20 protein-coding genes are annotated in these 25,887 nt (G+C 51.5%); 7 read left to right on the top strand and 13 right to left on the bottom strand.

Translation table 11 applies throughout. The annotated features are described in order from the left end of the window. The first annotated feature begins 106 nt into the window (after positions 1 to 106). The 3 genes from BJP58_RS24970 to BJP58_RS24960 all read left to right on the top strand — a co-directional run bounded on the left by BJP58_RS24970 (position 107) and on the right by BJP58_RS24960 (position 3,665). Entirely contained in the window at positions 107 to 646 is a 540-nt protein-coding gene (locus BJP58_RS24970; protein WP_194541011.1) for a DoxX family protein, read from the top strand. A gap of 260 nt (positions 647 to 906) precedes the next feature. Next, positions 907 to 1,431, top strand: a complete 525-nt coding sequence (locus BJP58_RS24965; RefSeq protein WP_071221512.1) for a DoxX family protein — start codon at positions 907 to 909, stop codon at positions 1,429 to 1,431. A 1,694-nt stretch (positions 1,432 to 3,125) separates the two neighbouring features. Then, a complete protein-coding gene (locus BJP58_RS24960; protein WP_194541010.1) occupies positions 3,126 to 3,665 on the top strand; it encodes a DoxX family protein in 540 nt (179 codons plus the stop codon). Positions 3,666 to 5,488: 1,823 nt separating this feature from the next. Here BJP58_RS24960 and BJP58_RS24955 read toward each other — a convergent pair. The 6 genes from BJP58_RS24955 to BJP58_RS24930 form a co-directional block, all read right to left on the bottom strand. Then, on the bottom strand, positions 5,489 to 7,360 hold the full coding sequence (locus BJP58_RS24955) for a M56 family metallopeptidase (protein WP_194541009.1): 1,872 nt from the start codon (positions 7,358 to 7,360) through the stop codon (positions 5,489 to 5,491). Continuing rightward, positions 7,360 to 7,770, bottom strand: coding sequence for a BlaI/MecI/CopY family transcriptional regulator (locus BJP58_RS24950; RefSeq protein ID WP_071221516.1), 411 nt, complete (start codon positions 7,768 to 7,770; stop codon positions 7,360 to 7,362). The genes BJP58_RS24955 and BJP58_RS24950 overlap by 1 nt, the downstream gene beginning before the upstream one ends. A 228-nt stretch (positions 7,771 to 7,998) precedes the next feature. Next, positions 7,999 to 8,739 carry a hypothetical protein gene (locus BJP58_RS24945; RefSeq protein WP_194541008.1) on the bottom strand — a complete coding sequence of 247 codons (741 nt, stop codon included), beginning with the start codon at positions 8,737 to 8,739 and terminating at the stop codon, positions 7,999 to 8,001. Between the two features lie 315 nt (positions 8,740 to 9,054). Further along, positions 9,055 to 9,831 carry a DODA-type extradiol aromatic ring-opening family dioxygenase gene (locus BJP58_RS24940; protein WP_194541007.1) on the bottom strand — a complete coding sequence of 259 codons (777 nt, stop codon included), beginning with the start codon at positions 9,829 to 9,831 and terminating at the stop codon, positions 9,055 to 9,057. A 78-nt stretch (positions 9,832 to 9,909) separates the two neighbouring features. Then, entirely contained in the window at positions 9,910 to 10,737 is an 828-nt protein-coding gene (locus tag BJP58_RS24935) for an alpha/beta hydrolase (protein ID WP_194541006.1), read from the bottom strand. A 190-nt stretch (positions 10,738 to 10,927) separates the two neighbouring features. Beyond that, the gene (locus tag BJP58_RS24930; RefSeq protein ID WP_194541005.1) at positions 10,928 to 11,182 is read right to left on the bottom strand and encodes a hypothetical protein; all 255 of its coding nucleotides are present in this window, start codon (positions 11,180 to 11,182) and stop codon (positions 10,928 to 10,930) included. A gap of 285 nt (positions 11,183 to 11,467) precedes the next feature. Between BJP58_RS24930 and BJP58_RS24925 the strand changes: the two genes are divergently transcribed. The 3 genes from BJP58_RS24925 to BJP58_RS24915 all read left to right on the top strand — a co-directional run bounded on the left by BJP58_RS24925 (position 11,468) and on the right by BJP58_RS24915 (position 13,533). Continuing rightward, entirely contained in the window at positions 11,468 to 11,803 is a 336-nt protein-coding gene (locus tag BJP58_RS24925) for a PadR family transcriptional regulator (RefSeq protein WP_009592352.1), read from the top strand. Between the two features lie 2 nt (positions 11,804 to 11,805). Beyond that, positions 11,806 to 12,468: a DUF1129 family protein gene (locus tag BJP58_RS24920; protein WP_194541004.1), complete on the top strand. Its 663-nt coding sequence runs from the start codon at positions 11,806 to 11,808 to the stop codon at positions 12,466 to 12,468. A gap of 126 nt (positions 12,469 to 12,594) precedes the next feature. After that, positions 12,595 to 13,533, top strand: a complete 939-nt coding sequence (locus BJP58_RS24915) for a hypothetical protein (protein ID WP_194541003.1) — start codon at positions 12,595 to 12,597, stop codon at positions 13,531 to 13,533. Positions 13,534 to 13,674: 141 nt separating this feature from the next. Here BJP58_RS24915 and ilvA read toward each other — a convergent pair whose 3' ends face one another. After that, positions 13,675 to 14,943, bottom strand: coding sequence for a threonine ammonia-lyase IlvA (gene ilvA, locus BJP58_RS24910; protein ID WP_071221525.1), 1,269 nt, complete (start codon positions 14,941 to 14,943; stop codon positions 13,675 to 13,677). 147 nt (positions 14,944 to 15,090) lie between these two features. Further along, entirely contained in the window at positions 15,091 to 15,993 is a 903-nt protein-coding gene (locus BJP58_RS24905; protein ID WP_194541002.1) for a LysR family transcriptional regulator, read from the bottom strand. A gap of 149 nt (positions 15,994 to 16,142) precedes the next feature. Here BJP58_RS24905 and BJP58_RS24900 point away from each other — a divergent pair, with 149 nt between their 5' ends. After that, a complete protein-coding gene (locus BJP58_RS24900; RefSeq protein ID WP_194541001.1) occupies positions 16,143 to 17,234 on the top strand; it encodes an oxidoreductase in 1,092 nt (363 codons plus the stop codon). Between the two features lie 78 nt (positions 17,235 to 17,312). Here the strand turns inward: BJP58_RS24900 and BJP58_RS24895 are convergent, their stop codons facing one another. The 5 genes from BJP58_RS24895 to BJP58_RS24875 all read right to left on the bottom strand — a co-directional run bounded on the left by BJP58_RS24895 (position 17,313) and on the right by BJP58_RS24875 (position 25,796). Next, entirely contained in the window at positions 17,313 to 19,190 is a 1,878-nt protein-coding gene (locus BJP58_RS24895) for a DUF2264 domain-containing protein (RefSeq protein WP_194541000.1), read from the bottom strand. A 94-nt stretch (positions 19,191 to 19,284) separates the two neighbouring features. Further along, a complete protein-coding gene (locus BJP58_RS24890; protein ID WP_194540999.1) occupies positions 19,285 to 20,421 on the bottom strand; it encodes a glycoside hydrolase family 88 protein in 1,137 nt (378 codons plus the stop codon). 18 nt (positions 20,422 to 20,439) lie between these two features. After that, positions 20,440 to 22,314 (bottom strand): heparinase II/III family protein, encoded by a 1,875-nt coding sequence (locus tag BJP58_RS24885; protein ID WP_194540998.1) that lies wholly within the window; start codon positions 22,312 to 22,314, stop codon positions 20,440 to 20,442. A 58-nt stretch (positions 22,315 to 22,372) separates the two neighbouring features. Continuing rightward, a complete protein-coding gene (locus BJP58_RS24880) occupies positions 22,373 to 23,992 on the bottom strand; it encodes a response regulator transcription factor (protein ID WP_194540997.1) in 1,620 nt (539 codons plus the stop codon). Continuing rightward, positions 23,985 to 25,796, bottom strand: a complete 1,812-nt coding sequence (locus BJP58_RS24875) for a cache domain-containing sensor histidine kinase (RefSeq protein WP_194540996.1) — start codon at positions 25,794 to 25,796, stop codon at positions 23,985 to 23,987. Before BJP58_RS24875 ends, BJP58_RS24880 begins: the two co-directional genes overlap by 8 nt. Positions 25,797 to 25,887 lie beyond the last annotated feature (91 nt).

The raw sequence follows: 25,887 nt of genomic DNA, 5'->3' as shown, positions 1-25,887 counted from the left end.
GAAGGTGATCACTTCCCAAGGCAACAAGAATCGACAACATCGCATCAGAAACAACGTTATAACCCGTTAATCCCAAAAATCAAAACTCATATAAGGAGTGGTTTATATGTTTAACCATTGGCTGAGAACGAACAAAGTTGCAATGTGGCTGCTGACCTTCATCCGGGTTTATATCGGTTATGAATGGCTGACAGCAGGTTGGGGCAAATTGACAGGCGTCGGATTTGACGCTGGTGGGTTCCTCCAAGGCGCGATTGCCAATGCAACCGGCGATCACCCTGCCGTCCAAGGCTGGTGGGCAGCGTTCCTGGAGCATGCGGCACTGCCGGGCGTGAAGCTCTTCAACTTCATCATCCCGCTCGGTGAGTTCCTGGTAGGTCTCGGACTCATTCTCGGTACCTTCACCACCTTCGCCGCCCTGATGGGACTGGTCATGAATGCCGCGTTCCTCTTCTCGGGTACCGTGAGCACCAACGCCCAAATGTTACTGCTTGAAGTGCTGATCATCGTCGCTGCGGCCAACGCCGGTAAAATCGGTCTTGACCGTTGGGTTCTCCCTTACCTTCGCGGCCTGTGGAATAGAATGACCCACCGTGATCATGAACCCAAAGCACCGACAACTCATCTGAAAAAGCGCACAGCTTAACCTTATAACAACCATAAAAAGACGTTGGAGAATTCCGGTTCTCCATCGTCTTTTTTTCGTGCCAAGAACCTATGCCAAATCGCAGCCTATGCGAATACTGTATTTAAATACAGATTTTTGCAAATATGAATAATTTGTTATGATGCGACATTATATAGATCGTTGCTGTTTTTTCAGCTTCCGCCGTGATTACGAATTTCAAATTTGCAAAAATCTGAAAACAAAAAAGAGAATGATTATTCATTGGAGGAGTGGTGCTGATGTTTATTCAATGGTTGCAATCAAGCAAAATCGCAATGTGGCTGCTGACGGTCATTCGGGTGTACGTTGGGTATAAGTGGCTGACGGCAGGCTGGGGCAAGCTAACGGGAGGCTTCGATGCGACCGGATTTATGCAAGGGGCCATCGCCAAATCCACGGGTGAGCACCCTGCGGTTCAGGATTGGTGGGCCGTATTCCTGAAGCATGCCGCGCTGCCCGGCGTCAAATGGTTCAACGTCATCGTTCCACTGGGCGAATTCCTCGTCGGACTTGGCCTCATTCTCGGCACATTCACTGTGTTCGCTGCGCTGATGGGGCTCGTGATGAACGCTGCGTATCTCTTTTCTGGTGCCATCAGCATCAACGGTCAGCTCCTGCTGCTCGAATTCCTGATCATCCTCTCGGCCGCCAACAGCGGAAAGATCGGGATCGACCGCTGGCTCATGCCCTACCTCCAAGATAAATTCACGCGCAAAGCAAAAATCAGCAGTGACCCTTCCTCTCTGCAGAATCAGGCGGTCTGATTTTACAAGGGATGTGGGAGTTTAGGGGCAGTATAATCACAGAATAAAAATCAAGCGAATGGCGCTTGCTTCCCCAGTAATATGAATGGGGCTGCTGACTCCTCAGATCCTAAGTTGAGAACAACTCTTACGTCAGTCTAAACAGGAATGATTGATGCTTCTCCTCTCTCCGACCTCTTACAGCTTGGCTTACCTTTATAAACCAACGGGTGACCGATGCCACCGGTACCGGTCATCCGTGTCTTATCACCATTTTGCCCCAAGTAACGATTTCACCACCGAACCCAGCGGCCTAGCGATATGCTATCTCCCAATGCGTTGCATCTTTATCTACACGCACCAGGTACTAGATGCTGCTTTGCGCACACTGCTTACAGCTTGCTAGATTTTCTTTGCTGGCTTTGTACTTACTAGCTTTATTAATTACCTACTGACCATGCTTGCTTACTCACTCTGCACGTCTGCACAGAATATTCTTACAGCATATTACTTACTAATTACCTGCTTACTCCCATTTAACCTACTCCCACAATACTTCTGACACCATGCTTAACACCACATTACTTACTAATTACTCGCTTACTGCCCATTTGCCTACTCCTGCAATCCTCCAGACAACATGCTTACCACCACATTACTTACTAATTACGCGCTTACTACCCATTTGCTTACTCCCACAATCCTCCAGGCACCATGCTTACCACCACATTACTTACTAATTACCTGCTTACTACCCACTTGCTTACTCCCGCAAAACTCCAGACACCATGCTTTACCACCACATTACTTACTAATTACCTGCTTACTACCCATTTGCTTACTCCCGCAATACTCCAGACAACATGCTTACCACCACATTACTTACTAACTACCTGCTTACTGCCCATTTGCCTACTACTGCAATACTCCAGACCCCATGCTTTACCGCCACATTACTTACTAACTAATTACTTGCTTACTACCCATTTGCCTACTACTGCAATACTCCAGACACCATGCTTTACCACCACATTACTTACTAATTACCTGCTTACTGCCCATTTAACCTACTCCCACAATACTTCTGACACCATGCTTACCAACACATTACTTACTAATTACTCGCTTACTGCCCATTTGCCTACTTCCGCAAAACTCCAGACACCATGCTTACCAACACATTACTTACTAATTACTCGCTTACTGCCCATTTGCCTACTTCCGCAAAACTCCAGACAACATGCTTACCAACACATTACTTACTAATTACCTGCTTACTGCCCATTTGCTTATTCCAGCAATACTCCAGACAACATGATTTAGCAACACATACTTACTAATTACCTGCTTACTACCCATTTGCTTACTCCCACAATCCTCCACACACCATGCTTTACCACCACATATCCTAGTGCGCATCTTCCCCTCACTGTCCCGTGTTTCTCCTACGTCTCCTCTATATATTGCATCTGTTCGCCCTCTCGATTATCATCTGTCACTTCCCCCTGCCAACTCACAAATTAAAAGTTTTTTATGATTTTTATCACGAATGTGATTTTAATCACATATATTGTGATTTATTTCACTTATAATAAAGACATGAAAGAGATGATCATCTTCCTAAAGAACAACATCATAGAACTTCAGCACATCATCCGACAATTGGCAAGGAAGCTTTCATAAAAAAGAAATCATACTTTTAAGGAGTGGTTTATATGTTTAACAACTGGCTGAGAACAAACAAATTGGCAATGTGGCTGCTGACCTTCATCCGGGTCTACATCGGTTATGAGTGGATGACAGCAGGTTGGGGTAAATTGACGGGCCGATTTGAAGCAGGCGGCTTCCTGCAAGGCGCGATCGCCAAAGCAGCCGGCGATCACCCCGCAGTCCAAGGCTGGTGGGCGGCGTTTCTGGAGCATGCGGCACTGCCGGGAGTGAAGCTCTTCAACTTTATCATCCCGCTCGGTGAGTTCCTCGTAGGGGTCGGGCTGATCCTCGGTACCTTCACTACCTTCGCCGCTCTGATGGGACTTGTGATGAACGCCGCATTCCTCTTCTCGGGTACGGTGAGCACCAACGCCCAGATGTTACTGCTTGAAGTGCTGATCATCGTCGCTGCTGCCAACGCCGGTAAAATCGGCCTCGATTATTGGGTTCTCCCTTACCTCCGCGGCCTGTGGAACAAAATGACGCACAGAACAACTAAAGGCGATGGCACCACGCACACACCTTTCAAAAAACAAACGGCATAAACATGGTAAGCATCTGCCACCAAAAAACTAACCTATTGATTACACGCCCGACTTGAGCAATCAAGCCGGGCTGTTTTTGTTGGGGTATACGTTGGAGTTCTGGCATATGGGTCGAGCACTGTCATACATTTCAGCTTTGTCATACATTTGAGCTTTATCTTACATTGAGCACTGTCATACATTGAGCTTTGTCTTACATTGAGCACTGTCATGCATTGAGCTTTGTGATACATTTGAGTGCCATACATCTGAGTGTTGTATTTACCTTCTAGCGTCGTACATAAGTTCGAGCGTAGTTCATACTGGCACTGCCTAGTCACTTGCAATTTTAGCGGACTCAGCGGACCTTATTTTGACCAAAAGCACCCTTTTTTTAACACGAACGGACTACAGATCCGTTATTCACCAAATATGGTCATCATTTTACGGATTATCCGCTACTTAACGGAACCTGTGTCCGATAACCCCCTCAAAAGCGAGCATATTGCGAAAATAGCGGATCTGAGGTCCAAGAGCGTCATACTTACTTCGAGTGTCGTACTTACGTTCGAGCGTCGTACTCACGTTCGAGCGTAGTTCATACGGACACTGACTAGTCACTTGCAATTTTAGCGGACTCAGCGGACCTTATTTTGTCCAAAAGCACCCTTTTTTTAACACGAACGGACCACAGATCCGTTATTCACCAAATAAGGTCATCATTTTACGGATTATCCGCTACTTAACGGAACCTGTGTCCGATGACCCCATCAAAAGCGAGCGTATTGCGAAAATAGCGGATCTGAGGTCCGGAGAGTGCCATAAATTTGAGCGTTGTTCATACTTTCGAGCGTAGTTCATACGGACACTGACTAGTCACTTGCAATTTTAGCGGACTCAGCGGACCTTATTTTAACTAAAAGCACCCTTTCTTTAACACGAACGGACCACAGATCCGTTATTCACCAAATAAGGTCATCATTTTACGGATTATCCGCTACTTAACGGAACCTGTGTCCGATAAATCTTGCAATACTGTGCCAATAGCCAATTAGCGGATCTGAGGTCCGATACTGCTGGGCCTAAGGACTGACCAAGTCACTGATCGGCACTTATCGGGCTCTGTGTCCGGTAACTCCTGCAATACCGTGCCGATAGCGAAAATAGCGGATTTGAGGTCCAAGAGCGTCATACTTACTTCGAGTGTCGTACTTACGTTCGAGCGTCGTACTTACGTTCGAGGGTAGTCCATACGGGCACTGACTAGTCACTTGCAATTTTAGCGGACTCAGCGGACCTTATTTTGTCCAAAGGCACCCTTTTTTTAACACGAACGGACCACAGATCCGTTTTTCACCGAATTAGGTCCTCATTTTGCCGATTATCCGCTACTTAACGGATCGTGTGTCCGATAAATCTTGCAATACTGTGCCAATAGCCAAAATAGCGGATCTGAGGTCCGATACTGCTGGGCCTAAGGACTGACCAAGTCATGATCGGCAACTTATCGGGCTCTGTGTCCGGTAACTCCTGCAATACCGTGCCGATTGCCAAAATAGCGGATCTGAGGTCCGTTACGGCCAGGCCGTAACTCGTTTGACATACAACTTGGGAGCCTACGAACTCACTCAGAGTGCTGCCTGGAAAGCCAGGCTTATTTATGTAATCGATTTTTTGCAAATCATGATCTACGAACCGCTAAATTCCGCAAAATTGAAAAGTGGGCTCTATTTTTGACCGCTGTTTTAGCCAATGGAATCAGGTCTTCTTTCGTCAAAAGAGCCCATGCAATCCTACTTCCAGGACTGCACGGGCTTACCCAAGACCAAAGCTTGCTCAAAACACTATTTCTGCACCGCTGCTTTCAGAATATCGATCTTCTGTTCCTTGGACATATCCCATGTGGTTGAAATGCTGTATTCAAAGCCGCCTTCATGCCAAAACACGTATTTTGGATAGACATGCGCCGGGAAGTCATCCTCAAAGAAACCTTTCTTCTTACTTCCCTCTGAGTCCAACATAAATTTTGAAATGGCCAGCGTATCTTTCCCGTTCGTATATTCAAGACGAATGGTTGCCGCCTCTTTCCAGTCTATCTTTTTCGCGTAGATGGGTTTTCCGCTCTCCTTGCCTTCGGCCCTTACTTCATCAAGGAACTTTCTTTCGGTTGGACCTTCAATTCTCGCTTTGGAAAACTTAAATCCCTCCGGCAAGTTGGCAGGCCGCTTCAGAATAGAACCCTCCAGCGTGGAAGCTCTAATCAAGTAGTCCTCGTAAGCAGTGAATTTTTCTATACCTCCCCAATAACTTAGGTCGAATCCGCTGTTAAGATCCTTATATTTATGATACAGAACATACATATCACCTGTCTCTTCGCTTAGCTTCTTCACTCTATTGGTCTCAGCTTCGATATACTTCTTATCCTCTGGAGTTAGAGCCTTGGCTGCTGCTTCTGCTTTTTTTTCGGCCTTTTCCAGCTCTTTTTTGTAAAGCTCGCGGTCAATATCCCCCTTGGGATAGATAATATCCGGCACGTTATTGACAACAGCTCCATCCTGTTCTGACTGCACGGAAGCCTTTGACGTTACGTTCCCTGCATCGCTTTCCTTAGCATTAACCAATGTCACGCTGCCTAGCGCGAGAATCATCCCCATCCCCAGAATGGACAGGCGATAAGATTTTTTGTGAAAATGTTTAATCATCGTAAGTCTCCTTTTCATTTGTTTATGCGTGGCGGACAGGCCGGCAAGTCCCGGCTGACGTTGGTTTCCTGAAAAATGGTCCAGCACATGGATGATCGTTTGTCCGTATGCATTGTTTTGCTGCGGGCTCATCCGATTCAAGGCGCATGCATCGCAAGCCATCTCCTGGTCTTGTCTCGCTTTATGTACGGCTAGCCATAATAACGGATTAAACCAATGGATGATCAGGATGATATGCATTAACCAGTTCACTGCGACGTCCCGCCGCTGAATATGTGCGAACTCATGCGCCAGAATGTATTGAAGTTGATCCTTTTGCAGCGTGATGAGCAGACTGGGCGAAATGACGATCGCCGGTTTGTTAAAACCGACCACGGCAGGTCCAGGAATTCGCTCGCTGGCTACAAACTGCACGGTTTGCTTCACGCCTAATTGCTGTTTCGTCTCGTGAAACACGGCCAATAGAAAAGGCGTATCTATTTTTCGGCCCGTGCGCAGGGCTTGTTTCAATCGAAGCTGGTCGTATACCGTTTTGACGGCAAGAAGCAGCACACCCGCAAGCCAAACCGACATCAGTATATTGGTGAAGCCTATCTGCTTGAACCCATTCCACCAATGACCGCTGTCCTGCACGGGTCCCGATTCAAGGGATGGAGCAGGTACTTCCGAAGTTCCGCTTGCCTCCGGGTGTATAGAGCGCTCAACATGAATGGCCGCGCTTATTCTCCCCGTTTCCTTCCAAAGCGGTGAAACTTGGGTTTGTTGATGAATGCCGGGCACTATGGCCTCCAGAGACAAAACATTGTATAGGCTAAGCGAGGATTCCGGTGCCCAAGGAAGCAGCAAGCGAATGGCCACAGGAAACCAAAGCCAGTATCTCCATCTGGCTTCAATCTTGTTTTTTAGTAGAAATTGCAGCATCAGGACAAGGACGATCATGATGCCGGCCATGAACGATCCGCGAATGACCCAGCCGAAAAACAACAATAAATTTTCATGCAATGTATGACTCATCAGGGCTCTCTCTTTTCTGTTTCCCCGTCGCTGCTGTTCTCGTCAAACAAAGCCTTCAGATCCTCGATTTCTTGCGCATTCAGTTTTTTATCCTGCAAAAAGTTGGCCAGCATCGGCTTTAAAGCTCCCCCATAAAGTTTTTTCATGAAGGATTTGGTTTCAGACTGCAGATACTCCTGCTCGCTGATGATCGGATAAAATAGTTGGGTGCGCTTTGAACCCTTTTCCAGTTTCGCACCCGCTGCTTCCTTCTGCACCAGACGACTGAGGAGCGTCCGAGTTGTATTGGGGCTCCACCCCATCAGATCCGTCATTTTCTTTACGACCTCGCTGGAAGGACAGTCCGGATTAGCCCACAATACGCGCATAATTTCCAGCTCTGCATCCGTAATCGGTGGTATTTGATTCATGCATGAAACCTCCAATGTCAATTCAATAAAACTACATATGTAGTTATGTTAATGCTACGATTGTAGTTTGATAATGTCAACATGTTTGGTGAAGAAAATTTTCTCGGTTTAGTTACATGCAGTATACTTGTACCGCTTGTGGGAATGTTGATCTGCAAAAGAACTCATGCCATCCTGTTTTCCAGAGCTGTATGGGCCTGTCCGCAAGTCCTGAAGCTGACGCAAATGTTATTTTTTCACCGCTGCTTTCAAAATCTCGACCTTCTGTTTTCTGGACATATCCAAAGAGGAGGTTGAAATGCTGTATTCGAATTTGCCGCCATCATTCCAAAAAACGTATTTTGGAAAGACATGCGCCGGCAGCTTATCATTAAAGAAACCTTTCTTCTTGCTTCCCTCCGAGTCTGCCGCATACTTGGAAAAGCCCAGCGTGTCTTTTCCGCTCGCATATTTAAGACGGATGCTTGCCGCCTCTTTCCAATCGATCTTTTTCACATAGATGGGCTTTCCGCTCTTCTTGCCTTCGGCCCTTACCTCATCAACGAACTTTCCTTCGGTCGGACCTTCAATGACCGCTGATAAAAACTTGTATCCCTTTGGCAGGTTGGCAGGCTGCTTCAAGATGGACCCCTTCAGAGTTGAGGCTTTTTTCAAGTAGTCCTCGTATGAAGTGAATTCATGTATCCCTCCCCAAAAGCTAATATCAAATCCGCTATTTAATTTTGGGTACTTATGATACAGAACGTACATATCACCCGACTCTTGGGTCAACTCCTTCACTCTCTGGATCTCATCCTCGATAAGCCTTTTTTCCTCTGCAGAGATAGACTTGGCTGTTTCGGCTGCTTTCTTGACAGTAGCTTTTGGGGCTTTTTCGTAGGATTGCGCCTTCGCCGCGAGGTTTACGGAAGAACCCATTAATAAAATGCTGCTTAGTGTCGCGATTGCTACTTTCGTTGCTGCTTTCATTTGGTAATACTCCTCTCCTATTAATTTTTATCCACAAACTACAGATGTAGTTGCAAATCAATACTACAACTGTAGTTCAATTATGTCAACACGGTTTGTGCAGAAAAATTTTTGGGGTTTGGTTGAATACAGAAAAAAGAGCCCATGCAGTCTTATTTCAGACTGCATGGGCGTGTGTATAAGACCTATGGCGCTACGTTCTTATTCTCCGGCAAAATCAATCGAGCTAAGGTGTATCCCACTACCCCGCCTGAACATCTCATTTTTATCGGCCCACAACAAAAGCCGAGCTTGTTATCCAAGCTCGGCTTCTCATTATTCGAATGACCAGCAGTTCAGACTCAAACTGCCGTATTGGTAAGATTGAAACAATCGCTTTGCCTTGCGGCCGTTGTCGGCAGCACCCATTGCGTAGAACAAAGGGACAAAATGCTCCCGTCCATAAGAAGGGACAGCATCGCTGGCATGAGGCGCTTTTTTGTCAAACGCAAACAGATGATTCAGATTCCATTCCGTCAGCTGCTCCGCGATCCATTCATCGAATGCAGCCGCCCATTCATCAGGCTCATCGCTCTCGTGCACCATCCGCAGATTGTGCACCAAACCGCCGCTCCCGATAATCAGGATGCCTTCTTCACGCAAATCGGACAGCATCGTACCGATGGAATATTGTTCGTGCGGCGAGCGCTTGGAGTCCACGGACAAGGCCACCACGGGAATATTCGCATCGGGGTACATTTTGCGCAGAATGACCCATACCCCATGGTCCAGACCACGGCCGGTCTCGGCTTTGGCATGCAGATTGTTAGACTCAAAACGCTGACGAATCTGAGCTGCCAGCTCTGCGCTGCCTGGGGCAGGGTACGTGATTCGGTACATTTCCTCGGGAAATCCATAAAAATCATGCATCGTGCCATGCTCGGCGTCTTCAGTAAGCCGCTGATCCGGATCGTCCCAATGGGCAGAAAATACAGCTATGCCCCTAGGCGTAGGCAGCTCCCGCCCCAACTGCTCAAGGAAGCGGGTGTACTCGTTGTCCTCCAGGGCCATCATCGGCGAACCATGGGCAATAAATAAAGCAGGTAACGTCATCGATGCCACCTCCCAGCTTCAAAATCAAGGGACAACTCTATTGTACCGTTAAATCGCCCATTATGCCAAATAACTCCCTTAAATCATCCAGTGCTGCCACTCCTGCTGAATGTTCTCCTGCTCGTTCAACCAATCCCGTGTCCGCTGAAGCAGCAGCTCGCGCTGGGGTCCGGCAGAGTACGTGTGATCGGCCTGGAAGATAATCTCCTTATCGCAGCGGCCTTCCTGGCGCATCCAGAACACTTTTTGGTACAAAAATGCGTAATCCACCGGAATGACCTCATCCGAGGTACCATGTATCACCAGCACATTGCCCGTAAACTTGATTGCTTCCTGGAAAGGCTGACCCTGTGCCAGCGATTCGAAAAAGACCGGGGTAAACGAGTATCCCAAATAATCGGCGGATCCCGACTTGACAGAGGTGTCGTATACATCGCGACCGGTGATTTTGACGATATCGTTGAACGGATATCCTACCGCAGACCACAGGATCAGATTCTTCACCCGCCGATCCCGAACGGCGGTTTGCAGGGCGACAGCGCCGCCCAAGCTATGCCCGATGAGAGTGATGCGCGTCGGATCGACATCGGTGCAGCTGAGTCCATAATCAAGGACGGAACGCGTCTGGGCAATCATCGAATCGAGACCTTCGCTGCCGTAATTGCCGGAGCTTTCCCCGCATCCGATATAGTCGAAGCGGATCACCATGTACCCGTCCTCGGCAAACTCCCGCGCCGTTTTGACAAACAACCGATCCACGCCGATACGGCTTCCCACAAAGCCATGGCAGATAATGACCAGCGGGACCCGATTGCACCGGCTTCCGTGAGCCGATTCCTTCAACGGGTAATGGATGGTTGCCGTAAGTTCCTCTTGATTATGCCGGATTGTAATTTGCCGCTCCATGCCGATTCCTCCTTGCGATAACACGCCGTAATCATAAAATAAATAATTCCGATAAGTTTAATGTGAATTAATTAAACTTATCTTAGCATCGTGATTATGGATTGTCAACGCATGGCAGATCGACAAACGCGGCATATTTCTTCACGCTGAATTAATTGTTCCTTCCAGCTTTCGCACCGCACCCTCAGCCTTACTCGTAGCTCTGGCGGAACATGGCATGGGTCTCTTCGCGCCCGCTCCAATCGTTCATCCAGGTCTTCCCGATGGGGTCGTTCTCCCATAAGCTTGATGCAGACAGATCTGTTTCATCACCCTCGGAGGCGTATCCCCCTTCAGGCTGGCCAAATATCCCATCCGCTGTACTGCTGCCTGCAACAACCTCTTGCCCATTGGCCGGCACAGCGTCTCCCCCATGCAATTCATCGTCAAAAAAGTTAGCACTCACCTGAGAACTCCTCCTTCTTATCCCTAAAGTGATTAGGGTGTCGTCTATAGATTCAGAATGCTTATTATTGTGAAATAGGAACGGCGGAATTATACCTAGTTCACGAATACGACATGGAATTTTCGGACTACCTTGCATTGCAAGTATGTTGTTGGTATGATATATTGCATAACAAGGTAGTCGACAGTTTGTCACTCGTCATTTATCATTTTCAATTGGCAGCCCAGCCTCCATTTGCCCGACTACCTTGCATAGCAATATACTTGAAGGAGGATAATCCTATTCATGACCACCCAAAGTCAGATGCTAAAAGGCATTCTCGAAGGCTGCATTCTCTCGCTCATGGAGCATCGGGAGGTATACGGTTATGAGCTTAGCACGCTGCTGGAAGACAGCGGGCTAACGTTTGTGAGCGAAGGCAGCATTTATCCCCTGCTGCTTCGCATGCAGAAAGAGCAGTTAATCGAAGGGACACTTCGGCCTGCGCCCGGTGCCGGGGGGCCCCCCCGCAAATACTACAATTTGACCGATAAAGGCCGACAGGTTCTTCAACAATTCAAGGAGCATTGGGGAACGCTTAAAGATAGTGTGGACCACATTCTAACCCGCGGAGGACAGTGAACATGAATACCAAACAGATGATTAAAGAGAACAATCGACTCCAGGATGCCATGAAACCAAACAACCTGAGCTATTACCAGGACATGGTGGTCTATATCCGCAGCAGCTCGGTGCAGGAACAAAAAGGCGAGGAGTTGCTGCTCGAGATCGCCCAGCACCTGCTGGACGCCCAAGCCAAAGGCAAAAGCGCCGAGGACGTATTCGGAAGCGATCCCGAATCCTACTGCAAAGAGCTGGTAGAACAGCTGCCAAAAATGAAGGGCCTCAGCAGTCTCCAATATCATCTCATGATCCCGTGGATTGCTTTAACCTGGTTTTTCTTCGTCCAAGCGCTGGTCGGTTTCATCACGATGTGGGCCGGGGGACCGGTTGAACGCATGACGCAGGTCCGTATTTCTACCCTGATTCTGATAGCAGGCGGTTCCTATGTGCTGATCCACGCATTGTTAAGATCCATGAAGAGCGACACCTTCAAGCCGGAGGAGGACAAGCGCAAGATTAATGTCCGCAATATGGGGATTTATGTCGCCATCACCGTATTGATTCTGGTTGCCGGCGTGTGGCTGGGGCGGCTGCTGCCGGTTCTGACGATAGCGCCATGGATCAGTCTCGTCATATTCCTGGTCGGAATCGCCGGGACGAAGCTTCTTTTTTCGAGCAAATAATACAAACTCGTCATGAATTCGCGGCTTGCGCATAACAAAATCTTTAATATTTTTTCGTACATTGTAAACTAATGTTCTGTAGAAGATGATAGGATAAGGGTAATGTGTGGTAAGGGAGGAATATATATGTCAAAATCCAAAAAATCCGCGATTGCTGCCATCCTTGCACTTATTCTAACGACCCAGACCGGCGTCATCGCTAACGCAGCACCTGCATCCGTATCCCAAGCTGGTTCAACCGCAGTTTCAAGCAAAGCTACCGCCTTCGGCAATGCAGTGTACAACAAAGCCAGTAAACTTCTGAAGGAAACTGACGTGGCTTATGCCAAGGCCTACATCACCAAGCATATCCGCAGCGTAACCCCGTATCAGGCGACCATGCTGGTGCTCAAACTGGAGAATGCGATGAATGATGCACTCCCGGCAAAAACCGATAAGGTGTATGAAATCGGCATTCAGGATAAGCTGATGAACCTGTACAAATTCGGGGAGCCGATTAACACGACCATTAACAAAGCCAAGGACGACACGCTTCGGAAGGTGCTCATCAACCTGCGGGACAGCGGCTACAGACTGTATACGACCGAAGGCGTCATCTTCCCGATTATCGACTATACAACACTGAAACCATACAAGCCTTACATCAATAAGGATCTTCAAGCCTACATCGACATCATGATTGTGGAGTCCGAGAAGCCTGCGGTCAGTGATGCCGCCTTGGTCATCCCTTGGTCCGAGGTCATTGAACGTGGACTCGCGCAGGAGGCTTTTATCACGACATATCCTAAATCAAACCGGACCGCTGACGTGAAGCTGAAGCTTCGTTTTACGGAGCTGAGCTTATTCTACGGTTATAACAATACGCCGCTATTCAAGTACGAGGACAATCTACTTGATCCGGAAGTGCGGCAAGCCTTCGATAGCGTGCTCAAGGACAGCGACGCCGTCTCCAAAAGCGCTCTCCTGAAAAAGCTGAAGTCCTGGTCTGAAGTGCTTGAGAGCAACAAGGACAAGTTGACCCAGGAAGTGGAGCAGTATCGTGCGAAGGCGGTTCCGCTTGACTAGAGGAACGAGCCACAAATTCACCAACGTTAAACAAGACCGATAACCTAATGAATAGCTATGAAAAAAAGCCGGATTCCCGTTTGTAGGAGAATCCGGCTTTTATACGTGGTCTGTGCCTATTTATCGCGGTCTGTGTACCTCTTAAATCAGCAGATTGAACAGGTTCATGTTCTTGTTCAGCTCTGTATAATCCAGACCCTTGCGCTGCATCCGCTCTACCAGCGGACCGTAATCCTCGGGCCTTAACAGCTCGATGCCCACCAGGGCAGGCCCGTCTTCCTTGTTATGCTTCTTCGTGTATTCGAAGCGTGCGATATCGTCGTCGGGACCCAGCACTTCTTCCAAAAACTCGCGGAGTGCTCCCGCACGCTGCGGGAAATTGATCATGAAGTAATGCTTCAGTCCTTCATAAATCAAGGAACGCTCCTTGATTTCCTGCATCCGGTCGATATCGTTATTGCCGCCGCTGATGATGCATACGACCGTTTTTCCGCGAATCCGGTCCCGGTTCATATCCAGCGCCGCCACGGCCAGCGACCCGGCAGGCTCTACAACGATTGCATTTTCGTTATACAGCTCCAGGATGGTGGTGCAGGCTTTTCCTTCCGGTACCGTCACGATGTCATCGACAAGCTCGCAGCAGATATCGTAGGTCAGTTGCCCGACACGCTTAACGGCTGCGCCATCCACGAATTTGTCGATCTCGTGCATGGTGACCACCTCACCCTGCTTCTTGGCCTCGATCATGGACGCTGCGCCGAGCGGTTCAACGCCAATCACTTGCGTCGTTGGGCTGACGGTTTTGACATATGTTGCCACGCCTGCGGCAAGACCGCCGCCGCCAATGGTGACAAACATATAATCAGCCGGAGCGTCCAGCTCCTCCATAACTTCCATCCCGATCGTGCCGTTGCCCGCGATGATCTTCGCTTCATCGAACGGGTGAATAAAGGTCATGCCATACTCATCACAAGCCTTGATCGCCTCAGCATAAGCATCGTCGAAGGTATCGCCTGTCAAAATGACCTCGACACTGCCCCCGCCAAAACGCTTCACCTGCTTCACCTTCTGATTCGGGGTTGTACTCGGCATATAAATCTTGCCTCTAATATTCAGCGCATTACAGGAGAAAGCCACCCCTTGCGCATGGTTTCCCGCACTCGCGCACACGATCCCGTTACCACGTTCCTCGTCTGACAAGCTGCGAATCATATTGTAAGCGCCGCGGATCTTGAAGGAGCGAACCACCTGCAAGTCCTCGCGCTTCAAATACACTTCGCAGTCATACTTGGCTGACAGCACAGCGTCGCGCTGCAGTGGCGTCCGCACGATCACTTCACGAAGCACGTGGTGTGCGCGTACGATGTCCTCCATGCTGACTGCCCGTTTTGCCGTATACGTCTCTTCCATTCTCTCGATCACACTCCCACTTCGCTGCCAGGTAAACGTTGATCCTTCCGCTACCCTCATTTACGTATTTCTATCATTGTATCACTTTTCATGAAAATATCCCGCCCTTTTCTGGCAAGCTTTCGGAAACTGGAGATGTTTTCAAGATCAGGAGGCCTGAATTCCAGTCGAATTCAGACCGCCCGCTTCTCTGACGCATTCCGCGAAAGCGGCAAACGCCTTGCTGCGGAATGATTCATTGCGACGGAGTAGCCGGGTCGTGGCACTGCGATACTCTTCCGGTACGGGGTAGGCCTTTAATCCTGGATCGGACCAAGGAATCGCCGATGCCGGCAGAAGCGCGCAGCCCAGTTTGGCCCGTACGCAGCTGAGCATCGTCTCCAATGTGCTGATTTCGATCATGTTCGCTGCGGCGATCCCTTCGCTGCTAAGCCATTCTTCGTTAGACCTCCGGAACGGACATCCCTTGGGAAATACGATCCAAGAAGCACCCGTTAGTTCGAATGCCTTGAATGCCCCCTCTTCTTCGGATTCCTCCGACGAAGCGAGCAGCGACACCTCCTCCCGGATTTCCAGCTCGCTCACAAGCAGCGACTTATCATAATCACCGGTAATGAACGCACCGTCCAATCTACGGCTGAGCATGCCTTCATAATGCTGTGGAGATGTTCCGCTAACGAGAGATAGCGCGACCTCCGGATAGGTTCGTTGAAAGTGGGACAAGGCCTGAATAAAGGATGGCGATGTCGCCATCGTCTCCACGACGCCGATCACAAGCGGACCGCATGGATAGGGCGGCTCCTTCACGGCGGCAACGGCTTCCTCAGCCATGTCTAGAATCTCCTTGGCATATCGATAGAGAACGAGCCCCCTTTCCGTGGGAGTGACTCCTTTGGGATGCCTATCGAACAAAGGAACACCCAGCTCGGACTCCAGCTTGCGAATGCGCGCCGTCACGTTGGATTGCACATACCCCATCTTCTCGGCAGCACCTGATACGCTGCCTTCCTCCACGATGACGGCGATCGTCCTCAGATCCGTTAAGTCCATCCAGCACACCTTCTTGGTATCATTTTTTTTGATACATGTATTATTTTCTATCATTTTACAGTATAGACCATGCGAAATACAATCAGAACATACCCACTAACAAGCGTCGGTCGCCATAAGAGTGATCAACCATTAAGGAGGACAAAACCATGCATTCATATCCCAACCTGCTAACCGAAGCTTCATTAGGATCTTTGAAACTGTCCAATCGGGCCGTACTCTCGCCCATGACTAGAACGAGCGCGGAGCCGAATGGCTTGGCAAACGACCGAATGGTTCGATACTATCAGAGATTCGCAAAGGGCGGGTTCGGTCTGATCATTACGGAAGGCCTTTATCCGGATGACGTTCAGAGCCAAAGCTATCTCAACCAACCCGGCATGGCGAATGACCAGCAGGCCGCGTCCTGGAAGCCTGTCATCGAAGCTGTTCATCGGGAGGGAAGTAAAATCATTGCGCAGTTGATGCACGCCGGGGCCCTGGTTCAGCATGAGCGATTCATCCCGGTCGCGCCTTCAGCGGTGAAGCCGGTGGGCGCCATGCTTGAGGACCATGGAGGAAGCGGAGAATTCGCCACCCCTCGGGAGTTAACGCAGCCTCAGATTAAACAAACGATCCAGGATTTTGCGCAAGCGGCACTCCGCGCCAAGGCTGCTGGATTCGACGGGGTTGAAATCCATGCGGCAAACGGCTATTTGCTCGATCAATTCCTAACCGATTACACCAACCGCAGAACGGATGAATACGGCGGGTCCACGGAGAATCGGATTCGAATTGTCGTTGAGGTGTTGGAAGCCATTCGGGCAGCCGTTGGCCCGGATTATACCGTTGGCGTGCGGATTTCCCAGGGCAAGGTGAACGATTTCCATCATAAGTGGGCTCAGGGAGTTGCGGATGCTAAGACAATATTCGAACAATTGAGCGGGGCCTCACCATCTTACATTCACACGACGGAGTACAAAGCTTACGCCCCCGCTTTCGCTGATGGCGAGACCACCTTAGCCGAGCTTGCCGCAACATACGGCGGTCTTCCCGTCATCGCGAACGGCAAACTCGGCGAGCCGGCGGTCGCAGAACGAATCTTGGCTTCTGGCCATGCGCATTTCGCTGCGATCGGCACCAGCGCCTTGGTCAACCCGGATTGGGTGAATAAAGCTCGGACAGGGACAGAGCTGCGGCCCTTTAATCACCAATTTCTGCAGCCCATCGCCACGATCAGGGAGGATGAGGTGCTTATATGAAGCTCATGAAAGCCGGGGTTATCAATCCCCCGGCTTTTGTGGTTTAGATTTATATGAAGGCGAATGACGGCATGCCCGTTAGTCCATCGGAATCACGATGACTTTCCCCGTCTGTGTCGTTATTTTAATCTCACGCTGGCCGATTTCTACACCCAGACCCTTTGTTACGGCAACCATGGAAGGCTCCTCGACGACGTGAGGACCTGGATCGCCGTGCACAGCCGATATGAGCCAATGGGTTCCGGGTTCGAGCGCCGCCATCAACGTAGGAATGACGGTGCGGGGACGCAGGAGATTGGTATTGGCATGGGGATAGATGAGCTCTGCTGTATCGTAACCGAGCATGCCATAGATGGCGCTCGTGCCGAAGGTGCCGGAAGCCGATGCTGCCCCTTCTCCCGCCATGGAGCTGTTTAAAGATCCCAAGCCTAAAGCAAACCCGCCTTCTGCAGCATCAAGCATTCTTCCCGTGCTGATCCGATGGATGCGAATATGCCAAGGGAGCCCCGCCGCTACCCAGGTCCGTACCTCCACGTCTCTCCACGGCTTCCATTGTGCATACAGCACGTGCTCCTGAATCCATGTTTCTTCGCATAAGCGCTTGACCCGGAACAGCCGATCACCTTCGCTAAGCGCCAGCATGGAATCGTAAGCCCCCTGGGCCAGTCCCCATTCCGCCCTCGGAACGCTGAATGCAAAGGCGGTTGAGTAAACAAACTTCTCATACTTGGCGGAAGTATGCGTATGCTCGTTCGTAGACGGATGGCCCGTATTGAACGCGGCCACATGGCCGGTCTGCTGATCCCGGCAAAACACCAGATGCGCTTGCTCCTGCACCGAAATATCTCCCGTCTCCGGCAGTTCCTGCTCCTCGGCCGTCCAGAACGGATGCTCGTCCGGCAAAGCCAGGATCAGGAACGTCTTCAGCGACCAGTACACGGAGCCGGCCGCGTTATAATTCTCCGACATGATCCGGTTTGGGTACGCGTAGCCGATCGTCAACACGCCGTCCCGGTCGAATATGGGCTGCTGAAACCACCATCTGAGATTTCTCAGGATCAGCCCTTTTAGCTCACCCGGACGAAACCCTTCCAGCCCGGCATAGGCCGCAGCCGACCAGAACGCCGACTGGGCAAAGCGGTACGTCAAGCTGCGCCCATAAGGAACGGCCGCCCCGTCGGGGGCGAACCAGTGGACGAAATCGCGGGCAAACAACGCTGCCCGCTCCCTGTAGCGCCCGGCGCGTTCCGGGTCCTCCTCTCCCATCAGCTGCGCATAGATCAGACCGTAGAAGTGAAAGGCATACGGCACGTAATAATCGCTGTGCCCCCCGATTCCGTCGCTGTACCAGCCTGCATCCAGATAGAATTCCTCAATGCGCTGGAGATTGTTCTCCAGCTGCTCAGCATCGTACGGCAAGCCTGCTTTGAGGAAGCCAACGTTGACAAACACATGGAAAAATAGCCAATTGCAATCATGACAAGGGTGATAGTTGATCTGATCAAGCCACTGATAGAGGTTGCTCCTCTCCTTCTCGTTCAGCGGCTGCCAGATTCGCTCCGGAATGAGGGCGAAAGCCAATCCGAATACCGCCATCTCCACCAGCCGTTGGTCATAATCATTCACCTTTCCCCAATACTCCGCATGCGTCGGATCCGTCCCTGAACGTATCCCTTGGAGAGACAGCTCCCACAGATCCCCATGGGATCCGCCGGCAACGGCGGGTACGAGTCCCCACAGGACTCGCGAGAAACCCTCCATCTCCGCAATATCGGCATAGGCGTCGGCTCCCGATCGTTCAAGGCTTAATCGTGCTCGCCCCTCGCTGTACCTTTTATTCAGAGGCTCGAGCAGTTGGGTTAGTGCTTCCTGCACATCGTCTCTTGTTCGCAGCGGATTCCGGGCAACCGGATGGGTCAAGCCGCCATCGGGATTCCCCGTTGCCTTTATGCTCATCTTCCATTCTCACTCCATTTCCGGCATGCTTCTGTTATTCATTACCTGTACTTCTACATCTCTTATCCTCTTACACGCATGTACTTTTTTTACGTCATTCCCAGTAAAACGGCCCCTTCCCTCTCAGCCGCGCCACGCCTTCCACAAAGAAAAAGTCGCCATAAATTAAGGGCACGTCGATATTCCGTCCTTCCGGATAATGGCTGGTCCCATGAAGAATCAAGCCTTCCTCCCCATCGTTGTCCCATGTACCGTAATTCCGGTACAGCGATTCCAAAATCCGGACCGCGGATTCCCGGTATACGGTTGCCTGTCCCTGATCCACCTTGTCGGCCAGAAGCAGCAGCCCGCTGGCGGCGCAGGCTCCGGCGGACGAATCCCGGTAGATGCGGGCTTCATCCGGCGCGCGGAAGTCCCAGTATGGCACATGGTCTTCCGGAAGGTTCGCCAGGAAGAAATGCGCCACCGTTTTGGCGGTATCGAGGTATATCGACTTGCCCGTATGATGGTAGGCAAGCGTTAAGCCGTAGATCGCCCACGCCGTCCCCCTGGACCAGGCGGATTCGGGCGCAAAGCCCTGCCCGCCGATCCCTTCCACACGTTCACCGGTAGCCGGATCGTATCGAACGATATGATATACGGAACCGTCCGGCCGGACGAAGTCCCGGACCACCGTGTCCATATGGGCTTCGGCAATATGCCGGTAGCGGGGATCGCCGCTGAGCTCGGAGGCCAAAAACAACAAGGGCGTATTCATGGCGCAATCGATGATGGCAAGCCCGGCGTTATCCTCCCCTTCCGACCATGGATTCCAGGCTCGAATATATTGGCCCTTCAGGTTGAAGCGTGCAGCCAGGTAGTTAGCCGCCTTGAGCGCGCGTACCTTGGACTCTTCGCTGCCGGTCAGCTTGTAGGAAGCCATACTCGTTAACGTCCACATGAAACCGAGATCGTGATCCAGTCGTACATATTGGTTCAGCACGTCATCCAAAATGAGCTCGCACTGCTCGGCGGTCGTTCTAAACTCCGCCCGGCCGCTGTCATTGTACAGAAGCCACAGCATCCCAGGCCAAAAGCCGGCCGTCCACCAATGCGGCGGCTCCAGCTGGTAGACTCCATTCTGGCTGGCATGCGGAAACCCCGCCCCAATCCGCGTTACGTTTCGACGCGTCTTCGCAAGCGACTTCTCCCATGCCTCCGTCAACCAATCCAAAGCGATCTCTGTTTTCATTCCTCTCCACTCCTCTGTTCATATGAATTGAAATCTAAAGTCGATATTCGCATGGAAACCAGGGGTCTTCACTTTAAAATCAACGGCATACCAAGATGATTCCTGGCCGAAGTGGTCACGGAAGACATGGCTTGTCAGCTCAGGCTCCACCAGCTTGCTGTCATATTGGATCAGCAGGCCTGGCCTGTCATCTAAGGCCTGAACAACTTCTGATCCTCCTGCCTCTGCTTGCTCATAAGTACCCGGTGCCCGCAACCTAACAACCTGCCGGCCATCCATCAGCACCAGCTCGGGCTGTTTCCTGGTGACGATCCGCTCCACCAGACTCTCCGGGGGTGAATCGAACGTAAACCGGTCGCTCAGCGTCAGCTCTGGCCGATCCCTCTTCTTGTTCCACTCCAGCGTCCTCGTGAATGACTGAAGCGCCGGAACCCGGTAGGCCGAGGTCAGCTCAAGCGCAAGCCGATCCACGGCTTCGCCCGTCACGGCTTCCCTTACAACCGCGGCGCTATCCGGGCCCTCTTGCTGGTAATGGCCGTCGATGATCGGCACGGAGTGTCCTTGGGAGCCATTACAATCATAGCCATACCGTCCTTCGCCGAAATACTCCGCCGTGTACTCGCCGCAGCCGAGGTCCGAGCACCATACTTCCCCGGCGCCGTAAAGGATAAAATGCCCGAGATCATTATGGTTGTGCGGCTCGCCGTTGCTGCCGCCCTTGGCGGCAAACGCGTACACTTCGTCTCCATGGGAGCTGCGGGAGATCAGCCACTGGGCATCAGGCAAATAATAACTCGCCTCTCCCCAATCGCTTCCCGCCAGCAAGGGGTTCCGCCAGATCAGGTTGCGCAAGGCCGGAGCCCAGCGGCTGCAATGGTCGTCGCGGTAAGCCGACCGGAGAGACTGCGGCGGAGACTCGAATTCTCCGTACAATCCGGTCAGATAATGAGACAAGCCGATGTGCACCTTGCTTTCCGGTTGCGAATCGGAGAAGTTGACGACGGCCTTGCCTGCCAAAAAGCCCTTTTGCTGAAACAAGGCGATGCGGCCTACCTTCTCGGCACGGAACCAGTCCAGCTCGCCTCGGGTGCGCTTGCGCAGCAAATCGGCATAATACACGAAATACCCGAACCCGTAATTCCAGTATCCCAGCCCTTCCAGACAAGCTCCATCGGGGCCAAAGCCCTGCAGATAATAGTCCATGCACCGCTCCGTCTTCAGCAGAATCTTTGCAAGAGATTCCCCGCTTTCCATAAGCAGCAGCGCGGCAGAGCCGATGGAACCGGCACAGACGGCAGACCAATTATGCGTCGCGGTCTCCCAGCCGTGCTCATGGCTTAGGAAAGGGGTGAACAACCGCGCTTCAACCTCCTCCTCGATTCTTGAGATCAGCAGCGAAGGCAGATGGTCCCGCAGCAGCATGCGGATTTCGCTGAGGGTAAACCCGGTCTCGGCGCTGAACAGATCAATCGTCCCTTTGATGCCGCCCGGCGATTCCGCGTTCAGATGCGCCGGTAAACACCAGGTATACTCATCGCAGATGGACCAGACCATCTCCTGGAGAGCCGTCCGGTACGCTTCCTTATCAGGCTCGAGAAGGGTCAGCAGGGCAAACGTATTCAGCCGGAGCCTTCGCTCGAAATAAACCTTCTCATAGTCCAGCCTCGTTCCATGCCGGGCAAACCGGGTGAATAAGTCATAGGTCAGCGGCGGATTCGGGACAGACAGCAGCCGTTCCCCTTCCTCGCGAATCTCGGATATGTCCTGCTCGTAATCCCCGCTTCGCTGAATGCCTTCCCAGAAGGATCTCTGGTCCCTGCCTTGGTAATAGATCCGCCGATCGGCGGGAGCCATCCCGTTCACAATCGTTGTCAGCTCCTGCATTCTGTTCATCGGACTAAGGCCTCCTCCCCATTTCGGCGCCCGTTCAGACGCCCGTTTCATCTCCCGTTCAACCGTTCCGGAACTCTACAGGGGTCACCCCCGCATAAGCCTTGAATGTCTTGCTGAAATAACTCACATTGTCGTAAGCCAGACTTTCGCAGATTTCCCCGACCGTGCGGTCCGTCTGCCGCAGCAGCTCCTTGGCTCGCTCCATCTTCATCCGGGTGACGTATTCGATGAAGGTGACCCCCGTTTCTTTCTTGAACATGCGGCTGAAATAGCTCGGATTCAGGTGCAGACAGCCCGCAACTTCATCCAGCGTGATCCTCTGATCAAGCCGAAGGGACACGTATTTGCAAGCCTCCGCCACTTCCGATCTTCTGCTGCCCCCGAATCCCCGATCCATGGCCTGCATGGTGGATTCCAAATAATCGTGAAGCCAGGATTTCAGCTCGTTCAAGGAATCCATGTCCATGATCTCTTTGTGCAGCGCATCGGCCGTATAAGCGGGTGACAGCGAATGCAGGAGATGAAGCCTCAGCTTCAGATCCAGCAGAAGCTTCAACACCCAGTCCTTGACCGATTCCGGTGCGTACCGCTTGCCTTGAATCCATGCGATCCACCGATCGACCGTATCGCGCACCGCGCCGGAGCCTTTGCCGAGCAGCGATTCCCGCAGCTCCGAGCTGGCCCGGTCATAATAAACGAAGAGATCGGGATCCCTATGCAGACTGTTCTGTTCAAGCGCTCCGTTCAGTTTCGTTATCTCCTGCGGCTCCAGATAGAATCGTTGCTGCCGGCTGGCCAACAGTTCATTGAGCCCTGCCTTTAAACTTTCTGGATCAGCGCACCCCCGGCCGATCAGGAACGACATGCGGATTCGCAGCACGCGCTCGAGCGTCCGCTGCACCTCCTTCAGGCAGGCGGCGGCATCATCGTAAATGTTGCTGCCCAAGCCAGGTCGGTACGAGAACAGGAGCAGCGAAGACTTTGCATCGTATATGACATGGACCGCACTCGGATTCAGCTGCTCCAGCACCTCCCGCAGCACGTTGCCCAGGGCAAAATGCAGCGTCTGGTTGGAGGCGAAGCGGTGCTTGATATCCCGGACATCCTCCAGGTGCCCGACGACGGGAAGGCAGTGGGAACCCGGCTTCAATATCCCGTACTCCGACAGCTCATGCCGCCATTTTTCGGGTGACAGCAGGGGCTGGTGTATGAAATTTTTGAGGCTCTGCTCCTTCCGCAGCTCCTTGGATTCGTCCACCAGATGGATCATCCGCGACCGTTCCCAGCCCTTCTGTGCTTCCTCGTCCATTGCCTGCTTGAAGCGCCTCAGCAGCTGTGCCAGCTCCTCGGGGTCGAGCGTATCCTTCAGCAGATAATCCTGCACGTTCAGCCGCATAGCCTGCTGGGCATATTGGAATTCGTTATGGCAGGACAGAATGGCGATCCGCACATCGGCTTTCACTTCTTTGATGCGTGCGGACAGCTCGAGCCCGTTCATTTTGGGCATGCCGATATCCGTAATCAGGATGTCCGGAGGCGAAGACTTCGCATCCTCCCAGGCACTCATGCCGTTCTCATAACTTCCCATCAGATTCAAACCCAGCTCATTCCACGATATGGCCTCCGACAACAGCTCGATGACGGGATAATCATCGTCCACCAGCATCACGTTATACATCCGCATTCCCTCTTTCCGGTATAAACATCTCGATCACCGTTCCCTGGCCAGGCTCGCTGTAAACGTGACATTGAAAAGCCTCGCCGAACACCATACTCATCCGTTCCATCACATTTTGAAGACCGATATGGGAGAAGCTGCCTCCGCTTGCCTCTTCCTGCGTCGAGGAACCGGCGGAGCCGCCTTGGATTCTGCGGGCAATCGACTCCCTGATGGCTTCATCCATGCCGATGCCGTCGTCCTTCACCGCCAGCACGAGGTGCCTGCCCTTCATGACGGCTGCAATCCGGATCATCCCTGCCTGCTGGTTGAGCCCATGGATTAATGCATTCTCCACGATCGGCTGCAGGAAAAAGCGCGGCACCTTAAAGAGGAAAGCCTCCGGCGCGATATCCAGCTCCAGCCTGACCTCCTCCTTCTGCCGGAGGTTCATCAGGGCCACATAATGCGAGATCAGGTCGATTTCTTCGTGAAGCGCAATCTCGTCCTCCTCGCGGCTGATCGTCATGCGGAGCAGCACGGACAGGGAGCCGATCATCTTGGCGCTTTCGGGATCGCCCCGTTTCATGACCTTCATCCGGATCGAATTCAGGACATTGAACAGAAAGTGGGGATGGATCTGGGCTTGTAGCATTCGGAGCTCCGCTTTTCGTTTTCTCGCCTGGTTCTCGGATATTTCCGAAATCATGGCTTTGAACCGGTCCAGCATGTCGTCGAATAAATGACCGAGCCGACCAACCTCATCATTGCCATGAACATTCGACCTTACTTCCAGATTTCCGCGCTGCACGGCGGTTGCCACTTTGCCAAGCTTGACCAACGGCTTCGTAAACGCGCGGACAAGGGCAATGAGCAGCAGCAGAAAGATCAGAAAGAAGCACATCTGAAACCAGAACACCCGGTTAAAAATCGAGTTGATATTGACGATCGCATCCTTGTACGGCTGCATCAGCACCAGGCGCCATCCGGCAAACGGAATGTCCTGGTGTACCATCAGCTGTTTCTCCCCCTTCATCGGTACGATCGAATACGGCTTATCTTGATCCAACTCATCAAGATAAGCAAAGGTCGTTCCGATCTGGTTCTGATAACTGCCGGAAACGATCGTTCCCTTGGCATCCAGCAGCACCATATCGTTGCCTTCCGAAAGGGAGTTGAAGATCCCGCTGATCTGATCCTCCATGAACGTTACGATCACGTAGCCGTATATCTCGGAATCCGGCAGCCTGAGCGTGCGCACCACCGATAGCTGCGTCGGATGATCGATTTGGTCGGGGAGGAACATCGTGGCCTCCGGCTCCGTCCATAGAGACTCCAAGCCTTGCAGCTCCGAAATCCGGCTGAACCAAGGGCGCTGCCTGTAATCGAGCGGATTGTAATCGCTTACGGAATAATTCATGTAATAGGAGCCGTTCTCTAGGATGACGGTCACATAACTTTTCTCTCCGACGACCGTCAAGCTGTCTAGATGCTCCAAAACTCGGTTGGAGTCCATAAATCTGCGGTAAGGATCCGGGTCTTCGTTGCCGGAGACCACCTGCTTGAAGTAAGAATTCAACCCGGAATTCATCTGAATATAGTTGGCGATATTGATTTTGCTTAAGAGCAGATTCGTCACCGATCCGCGGACCAACTGAAGGGCATCGCTTGCGTTGGATACCGCCTGCTGCCTCAAGGCTTCCTTCGTTAACGAATTATACAGAATCAAGCTGACGATGGCGGGAACGACGATGCAGGTGATGGCAGCTAATATCAGCTTATGCCTGATGGAGCTCGGGATCAGGCTCTTGAGTCGTGCGGGCATAGGATCCACCTCGGGTATGGCGTGACGGGAATGATGTACGCGAATTCAAAAAAAGGGACGAAGAATTCCGTCCCGATTTTTTTGTCTATTA

It is taken from the genome of Paenibacillus sp. JZ16 (assembly GCF_015326965.1).
Taxonomy (GTDB): Bacteria; Bacillota; Bacilli; order Paenibacillales; family Paenibacillaceae; genus Paenibacillus_AQ.
The sequence above is the reverse complement of the archived record's forward strand: the minus strand, read 5'-3'. Positions and strand labels throughout refer to the sequence as shown.

Excerpts from the sequence above, each read along its gene's own strand:
- BJP58_RS24880 (WP_194540997.1), bottom strand. The coding sequence starts at position 23,992 with ATGTATAACGTGATGCTGGTGGACGATGATTATCCCGTCATCGAGCTG.
- BJP58_RS24940 (WP_194541007.1), bottom strand. The coding sequence starts at position 9,831 with ATGACGTTACCTGCTTTATTTATTGCCCATGGTTCGCCGATGATGGCC.
- BJP58_RS24965 (WP_071221512.1), top strand. The coding sequence starts at position 907 with ATGTTTATTCAATGGTTGCAATCAAGCAAAATCGCAATGTGGCTGCTG.
- BJP58_RS24945 (WP_194541008.1), bottom strand. The coding sequence starts at position 8,739 with ATGAAAGCAGCAACGAAAGTAGCAATCGCGACACTAAGCAGCATTTTA.
- BJP58_RS24950 (WP_071221516.1), bottom strand. The coding sequence starts at position 7,770 with ATGAATCAAATACCACCGATTACGGATGCAGAGCTGGAAATTATGCGC.
- BJP58_RS24925 (WP_009592352.1), top strand. The coding sequence starts at position 11,468 with ATGACCACCCAAAGTCAGATGCTAAAAGGCATTCTCGAAGGCTGCATT.
- BJP58_RS24915 (WP_194541003.1), top strand. The coding sequence starts at position 12,595 with ATGTCAAAATCCAAAAAATCCGCGATTGCTGCCATCCTTGCACTTATT.
- BJP58_RS24890 (WP_194540999.1), bottom strand. The coding sequence starts at position 20,421 with ATGAAAACAGAGATCGCTTTGGATTGGTTGACGGAGGCATGGGAGAAG.
- BJP58_RS24955 (WP_194541009.1), bottom strand. The coding sequence starts at position 7,360 with ATGAGTCATACATTGCATGAAAATTTATTGTTGTTTTTCGGCTGGGTC.
- BJP58_RS24895 (WP_194541000.1), bottom strand. The coding sequence starts at position 19,190 with ATGAGCATAAAGGCAACGGGGAATCCCGATGGCGGCTTGACCCATCCG.
- BJP58_RS24935 (WP_194541006.1), bottom strand. The coding sequence starts at position 10,737 with ATGGAGCGGCAAATTACAATCCGGCATAATCAAGAGGAACTTACGGCA.
- BJP58_RS24970 (WP_194541011.1), top strand. The coding sequence starts at position 107 with ATGTTTAACCATTGGCTGAGAACGAACAAAGTTGCAATGTGGCTGCTG.
- BJP58_RS24900 (WP_194541001.1), top strand. The coding sequence starts at position 16,143 with ATGCATTCATATCCCAACCTGCTAACCGAAGCTTCATTAGGATCTTTG.
- BJP58_RS24885 (WP_194540998.1), bottom strand. The coding sequence starts at position 22,314 with ATGAACAGAATGCAGGAGCTGACAACGATTGTGAACGGGATGGCTCCC.
- BJP58_RS24960 (WP_194541010.1), top strand. The coding sequence starts at position 3,126 with ATGTTTAACAACTGGCTGAGAACAAACAAATTGGCAATGTGGCTGCTG.
- ilvA (WP_071221525.1), bottom strand. The coding sequence starts at position 14,943 with ATGGAAGAGACGTATACGGCAAAACGGGCAGTCAGCATGGAGGACATC.
- BJP58_RS24905 (WP_194541002.1), bottom strand. The coding sequence starts at position 15,993 with ATGGACTTAACGGATCTGAGGACGATCGCCGTCATCGTGGAGGAAGGC.
- BJP58_RS24875 (WP_194540996.1), bottom strand. The coding sequence starts at position 25,796 with ATGCCCGCACGACTCAAGAGCCTGATCCCGAGCTCCATCAGGCATAAG.
- BJP58_RS24920 (WP_194541004.1), top strand. The coding sequence starts at position 11,806 with ATGAATACCAAACAGATGATTAAAGAGAACAATCGACTCCAGGATGCC.